At 43.6% G+C, this 16,445-nt stretch carries 17 protein-coding genes; 16 read left to right on the top strand and 1 reads right to left on the bottom strand.

Annotated elements, in window-relative coordinates:
- The first annotated feature begins 6 nt into the window (after nt 1–6).
- The 8 genes from hemW (at nt 7) to mtaB (ending at nt 9,185) form a co-directional block, all read left to right on the top strand.
- Nucleotides 7–1,146 (top strand): radical SAM family heme chaperone HemW, encoded by a 1,140-nt coding sequence (gene hemW, locus NYE43_RS12760; protein ID WP_185848810.1) that lies wholly within the window; start codon nt 7–9, stop codon nt 1,144–1,146.
- An 80-nt stretch (nt 1,147–1,226) separates the two neighbouring features.
- Nucleotides 1,227–2,258: a heat-inducible transcriptional repressor HrcA gene (gene hrcA / locus NYE43_RS12755; protein WP_095713313.1), complete on the top strand. Its 1,032-nt coding sequence runs from the start codon at nt 1,227–1,229 to the stop codon at nt 2,256–2,258.
- A gap of 72 nt (nt 2,259–2,330) precedes the next feature.
- Entirely contained in the window at nt 2,331–2,894 is a 564-nt protein-coding gene (gene grpE / locus NYE43_RS12750) for a nucleotide exchange factor GrpE (RefSeq protein ID WP_185848811.1), read from the top strand.
- Between the two features lie 23 nt (nt 2,895–2,917).
- A complete protein-coding gene (gene dnaK / locus NYE43_RS12745) occupies nt 2,918–4,753 on the top strand; it encodes a molecular chaperone DnaK (protein WP_024122102.1) in 1,836 nt (611 codons plus the stop codon).
- A 196-nt stretch (nt 4,754–4,949) separates the two neighbouring features.
- Nucleotides 4,950–6,077, top strand: coding sequence for a molecular chaperone DnaJ (gene dnaJ, locus NYE43_RS12740; RefSeq protein WP_024122101.1), 1,128 nt, complete (start codon nt 4,950–4,952; stop codon nt 6,075–6,077).
- 24 nt (nt 6,078–6,101) lie between these two features.
- Nucleotides 6,102–7,037, top strand: a complete 936-nt coding sequence (gene prmA, locus NYE43_RS12735) for a 50S ribosomal protein L11 methyltransferase (RefSeq protein ID WP_101861060.1) — start codon at nt 6,102–6,104, stop codon at nt 7,035–7,037.
- A 22-nt stretch (nt 7,038–7,059) separates the two neighbouring features.
- A complete protein-coding gene (locus NYE43_RS12730) occupies nt 7,060–7,830 on the top strand; it encodes a 16S rRNA (uracil(1498)-N(3))-methyltransferase (RefSeq protein ID WP_103672287.1) in 771 nt (256 codons plus the stop codon).
- On the top strand, nt 7,830–9,185 hold the full coding sequence (gene mtaB, locus NYE43_RS12725) for a tRNA (N(6)-L-threonylcarbamoyladenosine(37)-C(2))-methylthiotransferase MtaB (protein ID WP_024122098.1): 1,356 nt from the start codon (nt 7,830–7,832) through the stop codon (nt 9,183–9,185). Before NYE43_RS12730 ends, mtaB begins: the two co-directional genes overlap by 1 nt.
- Before the next feature lie 41 nt (nt 9,186–9,226).
- On the opposite strand, the gene NYE43_RS12720 is transcribed toward mtaB, so the two are convergent.
- On the bottom strand, nt 9,227–10,153 hold the full coding sequence (locus NYE43_RS12720; protein WP_024122097.1) for a Na/Pi symporter: 927 nt from the start codon (nt 10,151–10,153) through the stop codon (nt 9,227–9,229).
- Nucleotides 10,154–10,325: 172 nt separating this feature from the next.
- On the opposite strand from NYE43_RS12720, the gene rpsU reads away from it, so the two are divergent.
- The 8 genes from rpsU (at nt 10,326) to NYE43_RS12680 (ending at nt 16,379) form a co-directional block, all read left to right on the top strand.
- Complete coding sequence (gene rpsU / locus NYE43_RS12715) at nt 10,326–10,499, top strand: 30S ribosomal protein S21 (protein ID WP_003152957.1); 174 nt, start codon at nt 10,326–10,328, stop codon at nt 10,497–10,499.
- A 14-nt stretch (nt 10,500–10,513) separates the two neighbouring features.
- Entirely contained in the window at nt 10,514–10,960 is a 447-nt protein-coding gene (locus NYE43_RS12710) for a GatB/YqeY domain-containing protein (RefSeq protein WP_010334989.1), read from the top strand.
- A gap of 130 nt (nt 10,961–11,090) precedes the next feature.
- Nucleotides 11,091–12,404: an NfeD family protein gene (locus tag NYE43_RS12705; protein ID WP_341062107.1), complete on the top strand. Its 1,314-nt coding sequence runs from the start codon at nt 11,091–11,093 to the stop codon at nt 12,402–12,404.
- A gap of 21 nt (nt 12,405–12,425) precedes the next feature.
- Nucleotides 12,426–13,421 carry a flotillin-like protein FloA gene (floA, locus tag NYE43_RS12700; RefSeq protein ID WP_024122095.1) on the top strand — a complete coding sequence of 332 codons (996 nt, stop codon included), beginning with the start codon at nt 12,426–12,428 and terminating at the stop codon, nt 13,419–13,421.
- Between the two features lie 27 nt (nt 13,422–13,448).
- Nucleotides 13,449–13,874: a hypothetical protein gene (locus NYE43_RS12695; protein WP_185848813.1), complete on the top strand. Its 426-nt coding sequence runs from the start codon at nt 13,449–13,451 to the stop codon at nt 13,872–13,874.
- A gap of 55 nt (nt 13,875–13,929) precedes the next feature.
- A complete protein-coding gene (gene yqfC / locus NYE43_RS12690) occupies nt 13,930–14,211 on the top strand; it encodes a sporulation protein YqfC (RefSeq protein ID WP_024122093.1) in 282 nt (93 codons plus the stop codon).
- An 18-nt stretch (nt 14,212–14,229) separates the two neighbouring features.
- Complete coding sequence (gene yqfD / locus NYE43_RS12685) at nt 14,230–15,423, top strand: sporulation protein YqfD (RefSeq protein ID WP_185848814.1); 1,194 nt, start codon at nt 14,230–14,232, stop codon at nt 15,421–15,423.
- Entirely contained in the window at nt 15,420–16,379 is a 960-nt protein-coding gene (locus NYE43_RS12680; RefSeq protein WP_095713296.1) for a PhoH family protein, read from the top strand. The genes yqfD and NYE43_RS12680 overlap by 4 nt, the downstream gene beginning before the upstream one ends.
- Nucleotides 16,380–16,445 lie beyond the last annotated feature (66 nt).

Genomic DNA, 16,445 nt, shown 5'->3' with positions numbered 1-16,445 from the left:
AATACATTGAAATCAGCTTATATCCATATTCCATTTTGTGAGCATATTTGCCACTACTGCGATTTCAATAAATATTTTATTCAAAGCCAGCCCGTCGGCGAGTATTTAAACGCACTCGAGAAGGAAATGATAAATACGATAGAAAAAACGGGGCAGCCTGATTTGGATACGATTTTTATCGGAGGAGGCACGCCGACATCCCTCTCAGAGGACCAGCTCAAAAAATTGATGGACATGGTCAGCCGTGTGCTGAAGCCTGCAGACACTTTAAAAGAATTCGCTGTTGAGGCGAACCCGGACGACCTATCGGCAGAAAAACTGAAAATACTCAAGGAAGCGGGCGTTAATCGTTTAAGCTTCGGTGTGCAAACATTCGAAGACGACCTTCTAGAAAAAATCGGACGGGTGCATAAACAAAAAGACGTATTTGCCTCTTTTGAACGTGCAAGGGAAATTGGTTTTGAAAATATTAGTCTCGATTTGATGTTCGGTCTTCCCGGACAAACGCTTAAACATCTGGATCATTCTTTAAAAACTGCTTTATCCCTGAATGCAGAGCATTATTCCGTTTACTCTCTCATTGTAGAACCGAAAACGGTATTTTATAATTTGATGCAAAAAGGGCGGCTTCATCTGCCGGCGCAGGAACAGGAAGCCGAAATGTACGAAACGGTGATGAGCCGGATGGAAGCTGCCGGTATTCATCAATATGAAATCAGCAATTTTGCAAAACAAGGCATGGAATCTCAGCACAATCTGACGTACTGGAGCAATGAGGAATATTTCGGTTTCGGAGCAGGAGCCCACGGGTATATCGGCGGAATTCGAACAGTAAACGTCGGACCTGTTAAGCATTACATTGACCTGATAGCTGAAAAAGGTTTTCCTTACCGGGATACACATGAAGTGACGATGGAAGAACAAATTGAAGAAGAGATGTTTTTAGGATTAAGAAAAACATCCGGAGTCAGCAAAAAACGGTTTGAAGAGAAATACGGTCGTTCTCTTGATAAACTTTTTCCCGGCGTTTTAAAAGAGCTTTCTGAAAAGGGACTGATTCTTAACACAGAGTCTGCCGTTTGTTTGACTCATCAGGGAAAATTATTGGGTAATGAAGTTTTTGGCGCTTTTTTGGGTGAGTTATAATTGACATTTTTCTTGTGGTTTGATACTTTTGTTATAGATTTAGCACTCGCTTGTTGAGAGTGCTAACAGAGGTGATGATGATGTTAACAAATCGTCAGCTGCTGATCCTTCAGGTCATAATCAACGATTTTATTAAATCGGCGCAGCCGGTCGGATCTAGAACTCTTTCGAAAAAAGATGAAATCACATTTAGCTCTGCAACAATAAGAAACGAGATGGCTGACTTGGAGGAGCTGGGCTTTATTGAGAAAACCCACTCTTCCTCAGGACGTGTTCCGTCGGAAAAAGGGTACCGGTATTATGTTGATCATTTGCTGTCGCCCGTCAAACTGACAAAAACCGACCTAGACCAAATCCACTCGATCTTCAAAGAAAAAATATTCGAGCTGGAAAAGACAGTTCAAAAATCAGCACAAATTTTGTCCGATCTTACGAATTATACGTCTATCGTACTCGGGCCGAAGTTGAGCGAGAATTATCTTAAACAGATTCAAATCATACCGATTCAGCCCGATAAAGCGGTAGCCATTCTCGTAACCAATACGGGGCATGTGGAAAATAAAACGATTAATTTTCCAACCAAAATGGATCTGTCTGATATTGAAAAGCTGGTAAATATATTGAACGACCGTTTAACCGGTGTTCCGATGGATGAACTGAATGAACGCATTTTTAAAGAAGTTGTCATGTACTTAAGGCAGCACATTAAGAACTACGACAACATCCTTGAAGCGCTGCGTTCAACATTTCATTCGACAAGTCACGTTGAAAAATTGTTTTTCGGCGGGAAAATCAATATGCTGAACCAGCCCGAGTTCCATGATATCGGCAGAGTGCGGTCGCTGCTTTCTCTAATCGAAAAGGAGCAGGACGTCTTGAAGCTCGTCCAATCTTCAGATACAGGCATTTCGATTAAAATCGGAAAAGAAAATGACTATGAAGAGATGGAAAACTGCAGCCTGATTACAGCCTCTTATTCAGTAGATAAGAAGCAAATAGGCTCAATTGCGATCATCGGACCAACCCGTATGAATTATTCACGGGTCGTCAGTCTGCTTCAGCATGTGACTTCAGACTTGTCAAAAGCATTAACAAGTTTGTATGATGAGTAAGGGAAATTTGGCAAATTTTATCGAAGGGCATCACCCGCCCTTCTCCTTACACTTTTGAGGGAGGTGAACACAATGTCAGAAGAAAAACAAACCGCGGAACAAAACGAAACAGAAGAGCAAGAAGTAATCGAAGAACAAGTTGCCGCTGAAGAACAGCAGGAAGAAACAAACGAAAGCGAACTTCTTCAAAATCAAATTAACGAATTGCAAGGTTTGCTTGAGGAAAAGGAAAACAAACTTTTGCGTGTTCAAGCAGACTTTGAAAACTATAAACGACGCAGCCGCTTAGAAATGGAAGCGTCACAGAAATACCGTTCTCAAAACATCGTTACTGAATTGCTGCCGGCTCTTGACAGCTTTGAAAGAGCGCTTCAGGTTGAAGCCGACAATGAACAGACGAAAAGTTTGCTCCAAGGAATGGAAATGGTCCACCGCCAGCTCGTAGAAGCCTTGAATAAAGAAGGCGTAGAAGCAATCGAGGCTGTAGGACAGGAATTTGATCCGAACCTTCACCAAGCCGTTATGCAGGCTGAAGATGAAAACTACGGCTCCAACATTGTCGTTGAGGAAATGCAAAAAGGCTACAAGCTGAAGGATCGCGTCATTCGCCCTTCCATGGTAAAAGTGAATCAATAATTACATAGCAGGAGGTTATTCAAGTGAGTAAAGTTATCGGAATCGACTTAGGTACAACAAACTCATGTGTGGCAGTGCTTGAAGGCGGCGAGCCTAAAGTTATTGCTAACGCTGAAGGAAACCGCACAACTCCATCAGTTGTCGCATTCAAAAACGGCGAACGCCAAGTAGGGGAAGTGGCTAAACGCCAATCTATCACAAACCCTAACACAATTATGTCTGTCAAACGCCATATGGGTACAGATTACAAAGTTGAAATTGAAGGAAAAGATTACACTCCTCAAGAAGTGTCTGCTATCATCCTTCAACACCTTAAATCATACGCTGAAAGCTATCTTGGCGAAACAGTTTCAAAAGCAGTTATCACAGTTCCTGCATACTTTAACGATGCTGAGCGTCAAGCGACAAAAGACGCTGGTAAAATCGCAGGTCTTGAAGTAGAACGTATCATCAACGAGCCGACTGCAGCAGCGCTTGCATACGGACTTGATAAAACAGATGAAGATCAAACGATCCTGGTATACGACCTTGGCGGCGGTACATTCGACGTTTCCATCCTTGAACTTGGCGACGGTGTATTCGAAGTTCGTTCAACTGCCGGTGACAACCGTCTGGGCGGAGACGATTTTGACCAAGTCATCATCGATCATCTTGTGTCTGAATTCAAAAAAGAAAACGGCATTGATCTGTCAAAAGACAAAATGGCGCTTCAGCGTTTGAAAGACGCAGCTGAGAAAGCGAAAAAAGATCTTTCCGGCGTATCTTCTACGCAAATTTCTTTACCGTTTATCACAGCTGGAGAAGCAGGACCGCTTCACCTTGAACTTACATTAACTCGCGCTAAATTCGAAGAGCTTTCTTCTCATTTAGTAGAGCGCACAATGGGCCCTGTCCGTCAAGCGCTTCAAGATGCAGGACTTTCTGCAAGCGAAATCGACAAAGTCATCCTTGTCGGCGGATCAACTCGTATTCCTGCCGTACAAGAAGCAATCAAAAAAGAAACTGGAAAAGAAGCGCATAAAGGCGTAAACCCGGATGAAGTTGTAGCGCTTGGTGCTGCAATTCAGGGCGGCGTTATCACTGGTGACGTAAAAGACGTTGTTCTTCTTGACGTTACACCGCTTTCTCTCGGTATTGAAACAATGGGCGGCGTGTTCACAAAACTGATCGACCGCAACACAACAATTCCGACAAGCAAATCACAAGTGTTCTCAACTGCTGCTGATAACCAAACAGCTGTTGATATCCATGTTCTTCAAGGTGAGCGCCCAATGTCTGCCGACAACAAAACACTCGGCCGCTTCCAGCTTACTGATATCCCGCCAGCACCGCGCGGCGTGCCTCAAATCGAAGTTTCTTTCGATATTGACAAAAACGGTATCGTAAATGTAAGAGCAAAAGACTTAGGCACAGGAAAAGAACAAAACATCACAATCAAATCTTCTTCAGGTCTTTCTGATGATGAGATCGAACGCATGGTAAAAGAAGCGGAAGAAAATGCTGACGCTGATGCGAAGAAAAAAGAAGAAATCGAAGTCCGCAACGAAGCAGATCAGCTTGTTTTCCAAACTGAGAAAACATTAAAAGATCTTGAAGGCAAAGTGGACGAAGAACAAGTGAAAAAAGCCAACGATGCCAAAGACGCTTTAAAAGCAGCGATTGAGAAAAACGAATTTGAAGAGATCAAAGCGAAAAAAGATGAGCTTCAAGCAATCGTTCAAGAGCTTTCTATGAAGCTTTATGAAGAAGCTGCTAAAGCACAGCAAGCTCAAGACGGAGCAAACGCTGAAGGCAAAGCTGATGACAACGTTGTCGACGCTGAATACGAAGAAGTAAACGACGACCAAAACAAAAAATAAGTTTCTTTCTGAGTCAGCTCGCTTTTGGGCTGGCTGAAAAGAACATATTTCATAATCTGATTCAATGGTTAGAAAGTCAAAGTCAGGCATCTCTTGGCTTTGACTTTTTTTCTTGCCCGGGATAAAAGGAATTGAAAAATCATAATTCAAAATGATACAATCTAATTTATGTGAGAAATTCGGGAGAGTGAAGTAGATGAGTAAGCGTGATTACTATGAAGTGCTGGGTGTAAGTAAGAGCGCTTCAAAGGATGAAATAAAAAAGGCTTATCGAAAGCTGTCAAAAAAATATCATCCTGACATTAACAAAGAAGCCGGATCAGATGAAAAGTTTAAAGAAGTCAAAGAAGCATACGAAACGCTGTCTGATGACCAAAAACGGTCTCATTACGACCAATTTGGCCATACTGATCCTAACCAAGGCTTCGGCGGCGGCGGTTTTGGCGGCGGCGACTTCGGCGGTTTTGGTTTCGATGATATTTTCTCAAGTATTTTCGGCGGCGGCACTAGACGAAGAGATCCGAATGCACCGCGTCAAGGGGCGGATCTGCAATATACGATGACTTTGTCATTTGAGGATGCCGTTTTCGGAAAAGAAACGACCATCGAGATTCCGCGTGAGGAAACATGCGATACATGTAAAGGCTCAGGGGCGAAACCTGGTACAAATCCGGAAACGTGCTCACACTGCGGAGGCTCCGGTCAGCTAAATGTGGAGCAAAACACGCCGTTTGGTAAAGTTGTCAACAGACGAGTCTGCCACCACTGCGAAGGTACAGGTAAAATCATTAAAAACAAATGTGCGGATTGCGGCGGCAAAGGAAAAATCAAAAAACGCAAAAAAATCAACGTCACAATTCCTGCCGGTGTAGATGACGGGCAGCAGCTGCGTCTCTCAGGACAGGGTGAACCAGGCGTAAACGGCGGCCCTGCCGGGGATTTATTTGTCGTATTCCACGTGCGCGCCCACGAATTCTTTGAGCGCGACGGAGATGATATTTACTGTGAAATGCCGTTAACGTTTGCTCAAGCCGCGCTTGGAGATGAAGTGGAAGTTCCGACGCTTCACGGGAAAGTGAAATTGAAAATCCCTGCCGGTACACAAACAGGAACAAAATTCAGATTAAGAGGCAAAGGCGTTCAAAATGTCAGAGGCTATGGACAGGGTGACCAGCATATCGTCGTCCGCGTTGTCACTCCGACAAACTTGACAGATAAACAAAAAGATATTATCCGCGAATTTGCCGAAGTCAGCGGAAACCTGCCTGATGAACAGGAAATGAGTTTCTTTGATAAGGTAAAACGCGCGTTTAAAGGCGATTAATTATTGGATGAGGAGTTGGTAGTTTTGAAATGGTCCGAATTAAGCATTCACACAACACATGAAGCGGTCGAACCTATCTCAAATATTTTGCATGAAGCTGGTGCGAGTGGGGTTGTGATAGAGGACCCGCTTGATTTAATTAAAGAACGTGAGAATGTGTACGGGGAAATCTACCAGCTCGACCCCAATGATTATCCGAACGAGGGTGTCATTGTCAAAGCGTATCTGCCGGTCAACAGCTTTCTTGGAGAAACGGTAGAGGGCATAAAAGAAACAATTAATAATCTGCTTCTTTATGATATTGATTTGGGCAGAAACCATATCACCATTTCCGAAGTGAACGAAGAGGAATGGGCGACTGCCTGGAAAAAGTATTACCACCCTGTGAAAATTTCTGAAAAGTTTACGATTGTGCCGACGTGGGAGGACTATACGCCGGTACATACGGATGAGCTGATTATTGAAATGGACCCGGGAATGGCATTCGGAACAGGCACACACCCTACAACCGTACTTTGTATTCAGGCGCTTGAACGCTTTGTGCAAAAGGGTGATAAGGTGATTGATGTAGGCACAGGCTCCGGAATTTTAAGTATTGCGGCTGCAATGCTTGAGGCTGAATCGGTTCATGCCTATGATCTTGATCCCGTTGCTGTAGAAAGCGCACGTCTCAATTTGAAGTTAAACAAGGTTAGCGATATAGCTCAAGTCAAACAAAATAATTTGTTAGACGGGATTTCAGGAGAACATGATGTGATCGTTGCCAACATTTTGGCTGAAGTCATCCTTCGTTTTACTTCACAGGCTTATCATCTGCTGAAAGACGGCGGGCACTTTATTACTTCAGGAATTATCGGCCAAAAAAAGCAAGAGGTAAAAGAAGCATTGGAACAGGCTGGCTTTACCATTGTGGAAATCCTCTCAATGGAAGATTGGGTCAGCATTATTGCGAAAAAATAACAGTTAGTAGGTGTCACAGCGTATGCAACGATATTTTATCGAGCTCACGAAGCAGCAAATGGAGGAAGCGCCGGCTATTTCAATTACCGGAGAAGATGTTCATCATATTGTAAATGTCATGAGAATGAACGAGGGAGACGAGATTATCTGCTGTTCTCAGGATGGCTTCGAAGCAAAATGTGAACTTCAATCTGTTACCAAAGAAAAAGTGTCCTGTCTTATGATAGAATGGACGAATGAAAACAGAGAGCTTCCGATAAAGGTTTATATTGCAAGCGGCCTCCCGAAAGGGGATAAACTTGAATGGATTATCCAAAAGGGGACTGAGCTGGGAGCTCATGCCTTTATTCCTCTGCAAGCCGCACGCTCTGTTGTCAAGCTGGATGACAAGAAAGCGAAGAAAAAGCGGGAAAGATGGACAAAAATTGCGAAGGAAGCGGCGGAGCAATCGTACCGAAACGAAGTGCCGCAAGTGCTGGATATCCATTCCTTTCAGCAGCTTCTTGAAAAGGTGCAGAATTTCGATAAATGTGTCGTTGCATACGAAGAGTCATCGAAGCAAGGAGAAACAAGCTCGTTCAGCGCAGTTGTAAGCAGCCTTCCGAAAGGATCATCCCTTTTGATCGTATTCGGTCCCGAAGGCGGTTTAACAGAAGCGGAGGTTGAGCGGCTCACGGCGAAAAACGCTGTTCCGTGCGGCCTCGGACCGAGAATTTTAAGGACAGAAACCGCTCCGCTATACGCGCTGAGCGCAATTTCTTATCATACAGAGTTATTAAGAGGTGATCAATAATGGCAACTGTTGCGTTCCATACGCTTGGCTGCAAAGTCAATCATTATGAAACAGAAGCAATCTGGCAGCTTTTCAAAGATGCGGGCTATGAAAGAAGAGACTTTGAACAAACAGCTGACGTATATGTCATTAATACATGTACGGTAACAAATACGGGAGATAAAAAAAGCCGACAAGTGATCAGACGCGCCATTCGTCAAAATCCTGACGGCGTCATCTGCGTCACAGGCTGTTATGCGCAAACCTCGCCAGCGGAGATTATGGCAATCCCGGGTGTTGACATTGTAGTCGGAACTCAGGATCGTGAAAAAATGCTCGGCTACATCGATCAATATCGTGAAGAGCGTCAGCCGATCAATGGCGTCAGCAACATTATGAAAGCTAGAGTATATGAAGAGCTTGATGTACCTGCTTTCACAGACCGGACAAGAGCGTCATTAAAAATACAGGAAGGCTGCAATAACTTCTGCACGTTCTGTATCATTCCGTGGGCGCGCGGACTTCTCCGTTCACGTGACCCGGAGGAAGTTATTAAACAAGCACAGCAGCTTGTTGATGCGGGTTATAAAGAAATCGTACTTACTGGTATTCATACAGGCGGCTACGGTGAAGATATGAAAGATTACAACTTTGCCAAGCTTTTGAGAGAACTTGACGCCCGTGTTCAAGGTGTGAAACGGATCAGAATTTCGTCCATTGAGGCAAGCCAGATCACAGACGAAGTGATTGAAGTTTTAGACCGTTCAGATAAGATTGTGCGCCATTTGCACATTCCGATTCAATCCGGATCAAACACAGTGCTTAAACGGATGAGACGCAAATACACTATGGAATTTTTCGCTGACCGTTTAAATAAGCTGAAAAAAGCACTTCCGGGCTTAGCCGTAACCTCCGATGTCATTGTAGGCTTCCCTGGTGAAACAGAAGAAGAATTTATGGAAACCTATAACTTTATCAAAGAAAACAGATTCTCTGAACTGCATGTTTTCCCTTACAGCAAACGTACGGGAACGCCAGCTGCGCGGATGGAAGACCAAGTGGATGAAAACGTCAAAAACGAACGTGTACACCGCCTGATTGCACTTTCTGACCAGCTTGCGAAGGAATATGCCTCTGATTATGAAAATGAAGTCCTTGAAATTATTCCTGAGGAAGCATTTAAAGAATCAGATGAAGAAAACATGTATGTCGGCTACACAGACAACTACATGAAAGTTGTTTTCAAAGGTACGGAAGACATGATCGGCAAAATCGTGAAAGTAAAAATACTAAAAGCAGGCTATCCATACAATGAAGGACAGTTTGTCCGTATTGTTGAGGATGACATAACAGAACAAATGCGTATGTCTTCTTAATCTGAAAAACCGGTGCATCTGAATGTGCCGGTTTTTTATGTTCAGTTTTTAGCTGGGATAAGCAGTTTAATAAAGCTGTAGAACAAGTTGGTAAGCGGTAAAAACAAAAGAGCTGATACGACATTAAATAGCAGACTGAAATGGGCGATTCTTTGGGCAGGGTCTGCCGAGAGCTGTTCAACAAATCCGGTCGCTGCCGCCAAAAACGGGAATACAATTGCTACGCCGATTATGTTAAACAAAACATGGGCGCACGCTGTCTGTTTTGCGGCATATCCGCCGGATACAGCAGCCATGACAGCTGTAATGCATGTCCCGATGTTTGACCCAAGCACAACGCTCATTGCCTGTGTCAGTCCAATAACGCCTTCATTCATAAAGCTCATTAAAATGCCGATGCAGACAGAACTTGAGTGAATGATTGCAGTTAACACCATGCCGATAAGCAAAGCAGACCAGTTTGAGTCGTTTACATGATGAAGAATCCCTGCACCTGTTTTCAGCTGAGTAAGCGGTTCTGCAAGACGGCTGAAGCCGCTGATGCAAAAAAAGATAATTCCGAGTCCGAGAAAGCTTGTTCCCAGCTGCTTGAATGGATACCTGCCCGTCAAAAAAAACAGCACACCGCCAATCAATAGAATCCAAATCAACACATCCATTTTGATTGCAAGAAATTCGGTTGTAAAGGTAGATCCGACATTTGTTCCAAGGATCATCGGTATTGTCCGTTTGAAAGAAAGGGCTCCCGCACTTACAAATCCGATGACAATTACCATAAAGGCGGAGCTGCTTTGGAGAAATCCTGTAAAAACAATACTGATGAGGAATGCTTTTAATGGATGATCCGTAAAAATCAGCAGCTGCTCTTCAATTTTTGAATACGTCAGCGAAATTAAACCTTTCCGAAGCATGTTCATTCCTGCGAGAAAGAATAATATAAGAGCAGTAAAACTAATCAGAAGCAACATTTTATTCACCAACCCCTTTCTATCATTATATAGACAGGCAGTCCCGCTCATGACGGAAAAGTGAACTCACTTAGTTGACCTGACTGAAGGCTTATATTATAATGTCAAAGTACATGTTTATATGTGTAACTTAAAGGTAGTCGATTGGTGTATTCGGAGGGAGGGAAAGAGAATGTCAAAAACGGTCGTTAGAAAAAACGAATCGCTTGAAGATGCTCTTCGTCGCTTCAAACGCAGTGTATCAAAGACAGGTACTTTGCAAGAAGCAAGAAAGCGCGAATTTTATGAAAAACCTAGCGTAAAGCGCAAGAAAAAGTCTGAAGCTGCTAGAAAACGCAAATTCTAAAAGAGGGTGGATTTATGAGTCTTCTTGAGCGACTTAACCAAGATATGAAGCTATATATGAAAAGCCGTGAGAAAGACAAACTGACTGTCGTTCGAATGGTTAAGGCTTCACTTCAAAACGAAGCAATTAAGCTTAAGAAAGACAGTTTGACCGAGGATGAGGAACTCACTGTCCTTTCTCGTGAACTTAAGCAACGTAAAGACTCCCTCCAGGAATTTTCAAACGCTAATCGTTTAGATTTAGTAGATAAAGTTCAAAAAGAGCTGGACATTTTAGAAGTTTATTTACCACAGCAGCTATCAGAAGAAGAGCTGCGTACAATCGTAAATGAAACCATCGCGGAGGTCGGTGCGAGCTCAAAAGCGGACATGGGCAAAGTGATGGGGGCAATTATGCCTAAAGTAAAAGGTAAAGCTGACGGAAGTTTAATTAATAAGCTTGTGAGCAGTCAACTGTCTTAAATGGCGAAGAAAAGGACATCTTTCTAAGAGAGATGTCTTTTTTTATACATAAAAAAATGAAACCTTTGATACATTTGTTACGTATGAAGAGAAGGCACTTACTATACGAGGAAGGAGGGATACATCGCCCTTGCTTCAAACAAAAGGATTCCGAGCGGCTCTTTTGAGCATATTTCTACTATCATTATTAGGAGTTCAGCTGCACACAAAAGCAGAAAAACAAACCGTCTACGTCATTCCCGTTGAAAAAAATGTCGAACAGGGTCTCGCCTCGTTTTTGTCACGTTCGCTACAAGATGCAGAGGCTCAGCATGCAAACCATATTATTCTTGATATTAACACACCGGGAGGACTGGTGAAATCAGCTATTGATATAGCGGACACGATCAACGAAACGGATATCCCGATAACTGCTTATGTAAACAAACGGGCATTGTCTGCTGGTGCATATATCGCGTTACAGGCTGACGCCATTTATATGGCGCCCGGAGGAAAGATGGGAGCCTCGGCGATCATAGACGGTAAAGGCAATGCTGCTGACAAAAAAGCTGAATCATTCTGGCTTGCGGAGCTGGAAGATGCCGCAGCAAAAAACAACCGTGATCCAAAATATGCGCGTGCCATGGCAGACCCTGATGTAGATGCAAGAGAAGCGGGCGCGCCGAAGGGAGATCTGCTTACGCTGAATGCGGAAAAAGCTGTTGACGTAGGCTATTCAGAAGGAACTGTTAACAATCTTTCCGCGCTTGTGAAGAAGCTTGGATACGAAAATGCACATATCAGCTATGCTGAGGAAAGCTTTGCAGAAAAGGCAGCAAGGTGGCTGACCAGTCCGATTGTTGTTCCTATTTTATTGACAATTGCCTTTTTAGGCCTTACTGTTGAGCTTTTTTCTCCTGGTGTCGGTCTGCCTGGAACAGCAGGATTTATCGCTTTGATCCTGTTTTTTTACGGACATCTTGCAACGGGTTTTGCCGGATATGAAACGGTTCTCCTCTTCATAGCAGGGGTGATTCTGATCCTGATGGAGATATTCCTCCCCGGAGGAATTATTGGTTTACTTGGCTTGGGAGCAATTGTTGCGAGCTTATTTTTGGCCGCGGGAAGCTTCACAGTCATGGCGGTTTCTCTCTTGATCGCCTCAGCTGTTTCCATTACAGCTTTCATTTTACTGACAAGGGTGTTGGGAAAGCGTATGAAATTCTTTAAGAAATTTATATTAAATGATTCTACAAATACAGAGAGCGGTTATGTATCAAACCAAACGCGCACGGACTTAATCGGCAAGGAGGGCGTGACCTTTACGCCGCTGCGTCCCGCGGGAACCGTCATTATCGATGATGAACGTCTTGATGTGGTATCTGAAGGATTATTTACAGAGAAAGATAAAAAAGTAAAAGTAATCAAAGTGGAAGGCTCGCGCATTGTCGTGAGAGAAATTTAAACAGAAACGAGGAGAAGTAGCATGGACCCATCAACATTAATGATACTGGCTATTGTCGTAGTAGGGATCATTGTTTTAGCTGTATTTTTTACATTTGTACCTGTTATGCTCTGGATTTCAGCTTTAGCAGCCGGAGTTAAAATCAGCATTTTCACTCTAATAGGGATGAGGCTTCGCCGCGTCATACCGAACCGGGTGGTTAATCCGCTGATTAAAGCGCATAAAGCGGGACTCGACGTTGGAACAAACCAGCTTGAAAGCCACTATCTTGCCGGAGGGAATGTAGATAGAGTCGTTAACGCACTTATCGCAGCTCAGCGTGCTAATATTGAGCTTACATTTGAACGCTGTGCAGCCATCGACCTTGCCGGACGTGATGTATTGGAAGCCGTGCAAATGAGCGTTAATCCGAAGGTCATTGAAACACCGTTTATTGCAGGTGTTGCCATGGACGGAATTGAAGTGAAGGCGAAAGCGAGAATTACAGTAAGAGCCAATATCGACCGCCTCGTCGGGGGGGCGGGTGAGGAAACGATTGTAGCCCGTGTAGGCGAAGGGATCGTCTCTACAATCGGTTCATCCGAAAATCACAAAAAAGTGCTGGAGAACCCTGATATGATTTCTCAAACGGTTCTCGGTAAAGGCCTGGATTCAGGAACCGCCTTTGAAATTCTTTCGATTGATATTGCTGATGTTGACATTGGTAAAAACATCGGGGCGATCTTGCAGACGGATCAGGCAGAGGCCGACAAAAATATTGCACAGGCCAAAGCCGAAGAACGCCGTGCAATGGCTGTTGCTCAAGAACAGGAAATGCGCGCACGTGTAGAAGAAATGCGAGCTAAAGTGGTTGAAGCCGAAGCGGAAGTGCCGCTTGCGATGGCCGAAGCTTTGCGCGAAGGAAATATCGGCGTCATGGACTACATGAATATTAAAAACATTGATGCAGACACAGATATGCGTGATTCATTCGGTAAATTAACGAAAGACCAATCGGATGAAGACCGCAAATCATAATCTCTCTATGCAGAAGGGAGAATAGTGATGGAAGATATACTGACGAATCCGCTTGTTATTGCAGCGATTATCGGAATTATTTCCACGATTTTCGGCAAAGTGAAAAAAGAAGAAGAAAAAAACAATCAAAATCAAAAAAGAAAAAAGCCGCAGACAATGAAACCTGCTTCTGTTCAAACTAAACAATCAGCTGAAGAAACGCCTGCTCCTATTCCAAACCGCTTGGAACAGATGAGACAAGAAGCTGAAGACAGACGGAAGGAAACGGAAAGAAACCTGAAAGGGCTTGAGGGGGATCTTACTGCCGCCAAACATAAATCTGTGTATACCAAGCAAAAACTGTTTCAGGTCAATAAAGACACTGTGGTGCAAGGTATTGTCTTAGGCGAGGTATTCGGTCCGCCAAGGGCAAAAAAACCTCATCACACAATGCGAGCAGCCCGCAAAAATTAAGTGTTAGAACCCTCTTTCAAATCATACATATGAGATGAAAGGGGGTTCTTTTTGTATGGGGCAAAGAAAGAATCGTTTAAAAGCTTGGCTGACAAGAGCATTGGAAATTCCCCCGGACGTTATGATGGATCTGCCGCGGATCACAATGGTCGGCAGACTTCATATCTACATAGAAAACCACAGAGGCCTTCTGCTGTTCAGTGAGAATGAAGTGAGGCTGATGCTGAAGCAGGGCCAGTGCATCATATCAGGAAAAAACTTTGTTATCAAAGCGATTCTTCCGGAAGAAATACTTTTGGAGGGTACGATTGATGTCGTTCGATATGTTGAGTCATAAAGCCGAGGGGGAAATGTTGTGAAAAATAAATGGCTGTCTTTTTTTGGTGGTAAGGTCCAGCTTGAAGTGACGGGACGAGGCATTGAACGGCTCCTTAATGAATGCACAAGAAGAGGGATTCCGATCTTTCATCTGAAAAAAAAGAAAGAAGCCGTCTTGTTATATATACAGCTTCAGGATGTACATGCCTTTCGGCGTGTCAGAAGAGAATTTGACTGTAAAGCCCGTTTTATCAATCGAAAAGGGTTCCCGTTCTTATTGCTGAAATCCAAACTGAATTTAGGTTTTACCATTGGTTTTGCGCTTTTTTTTATCCTATTGTTTTTGCTCTCCAATATGGTGTGGAAAATTGAAGTGACTGGTGCAAAGCCTGAAACGGAGCACCAAATGATGCAGCATTTGAAGGAAATCGGCGTCAAAAAAGGGCGATTGCAATTTTTAATGCAGTCTCCCGAAAAAATACAAAAATCGTTAACCAACGGAATAGACAATATTACTTGGGTCGGAGTCGATTTGAAAGGCACGACCATCCACATGAAAGTTGTGGAGAAAAATGAGCCTGAAAAAGAAAAGTATGTCAGTCCGCGCCACATTGTCGCCAAAAAGAAAGCAACCATTACAAGAATGTTTGTCCAGAAAGGCCAGCCCATGGCCGCAATCCATGATCATGTGGAAAAGGGGCAAATGCTTGTCTCCGGCTTAATCGGAAGCGAAGATGAGCAGCAGGAAGTCGCCTCTAAAGCTGAAATTTACGGCGAGACCTGGTACAGATCTGAAGTAACGGTGCCCCTTGAAACATTATTTAACGTCTATACGGGCAAAGTAAGGACAAAGCACAAGCTTTCTTTTGGCTCATGGGCTTTCCCAATCTGGGGGACGCTTAAAAAAGAAGAATTAAAACATCCAAAAACAGAACAAGAGAAGCATTCGCTTCATTTTCTCGGTTTGGAGCTCCCTGTTTCTTATATCAAAGAGCAAACGAGAGAAAGTGAAGAGGCTTTGCGAAAATATACGAAAGAAGAAGCAGTTCAAGAAGGAATCAAAATGGGTAAACGGGATGTAGAGAGTAAAATAGGCGAGGACGGCGAGGTGAAAAGTGAAAAAGTTTTGCACCAGACAGTCGAGAATGGTAAAGTAAAGTTGATTATTCTCTACCAAGTTATAGAAGATATCGTTCAAACCACACCTATTGTCAGGGAGACTGAAGAATGACAGAACATTTACTTGCGATGAATCAAAAACTGAAAAGCCCGGACGAAGCGCTTTCACTGTTCGGGAATCAAGATTCTTTTTTGACACTGATGGAGAAAGATCTGGATGTAAATATCATTACGCGAGGCGAAACGATTTATATTTCAGGCGATGAAGAATCGTTTCAGATTGCCGACAGGCTGCTGGGATCACTTCTCGCATTAATTCGCAAGGGGATAGAGATCTCTGAACGTGATGTGATTTCCGCCATCAAGATGGCAAAAAAGAATGAACTTGAATATTTTGAAAGCATGTACGAAGAAGAAATTACAAAAAACGCAAAAGGCAAATCGATCCGTGTGAAAACCATGGGACAGCGGGAATACGTAGCCGCCATGAAACGAGATGATCTTGTATTTGGCATCGGCCCGGCAGGAACTGGAAAAACGTACCTTGCTGTCGTAAAAGCAGTCCACGCATTGAAAAACGGACATATTAAAAAAATCATTTTAACAAGACCTGCGGTAGAAGCCGGTGAAAGCCTCGGTTTTTTACCAGGTGACCTGAAAGAGAAAGTAGATCCTTATCTGCGCCCGCTGTATGACGCTCTTCATGATGTGCTTGGAACAGATCATACAGAACGGCTGCTGGAAAGAGGAGTCATTGAAATCGCTCCGCTCGCTTATATGAGAGGCCGGACGCTTGATGATGCCTATGTTATACTTGATGAAGCACAGAACACTACGCCTGCCCAGATGAAAATGTTTTTGACGAGACTGGGTTTTGGCTCTAAAATGATCATTACAGGTGACGTTAGCCAAATTGATCTGCCGAAAGGCGTCAAATCGGGACTTGCAGTAGCGAGAGAGATGCTGAAAGAAATCAACGGCATTTCTGTGATTGAACTGGACCAGACAGACGTGGTCAGACATCCGCTTGTTGCGAAAATTATTGAAGCATACGATAAGCAAAATTAATCCTGAATGACCCGATCGCGCGTTATCGGGTCATTTTTGCTTATGAGCTTGATTTTCTAGAGGAGG

It is taken from the genome of Bacillus sp. FSL R5-0434, assembly GCF_038004745.1.
Taxonomy (GTDB): Bacteria; Bacillota; Bacilli; order Bacillales; family Bacillaceae; genus Bacillus; species Bacillus halotolerans.
The sequence above is the reverse complement of the archived record's forward strand: the minus strand, read 5'-3'. Positions and strand labels throughout refer to the sequence as shown.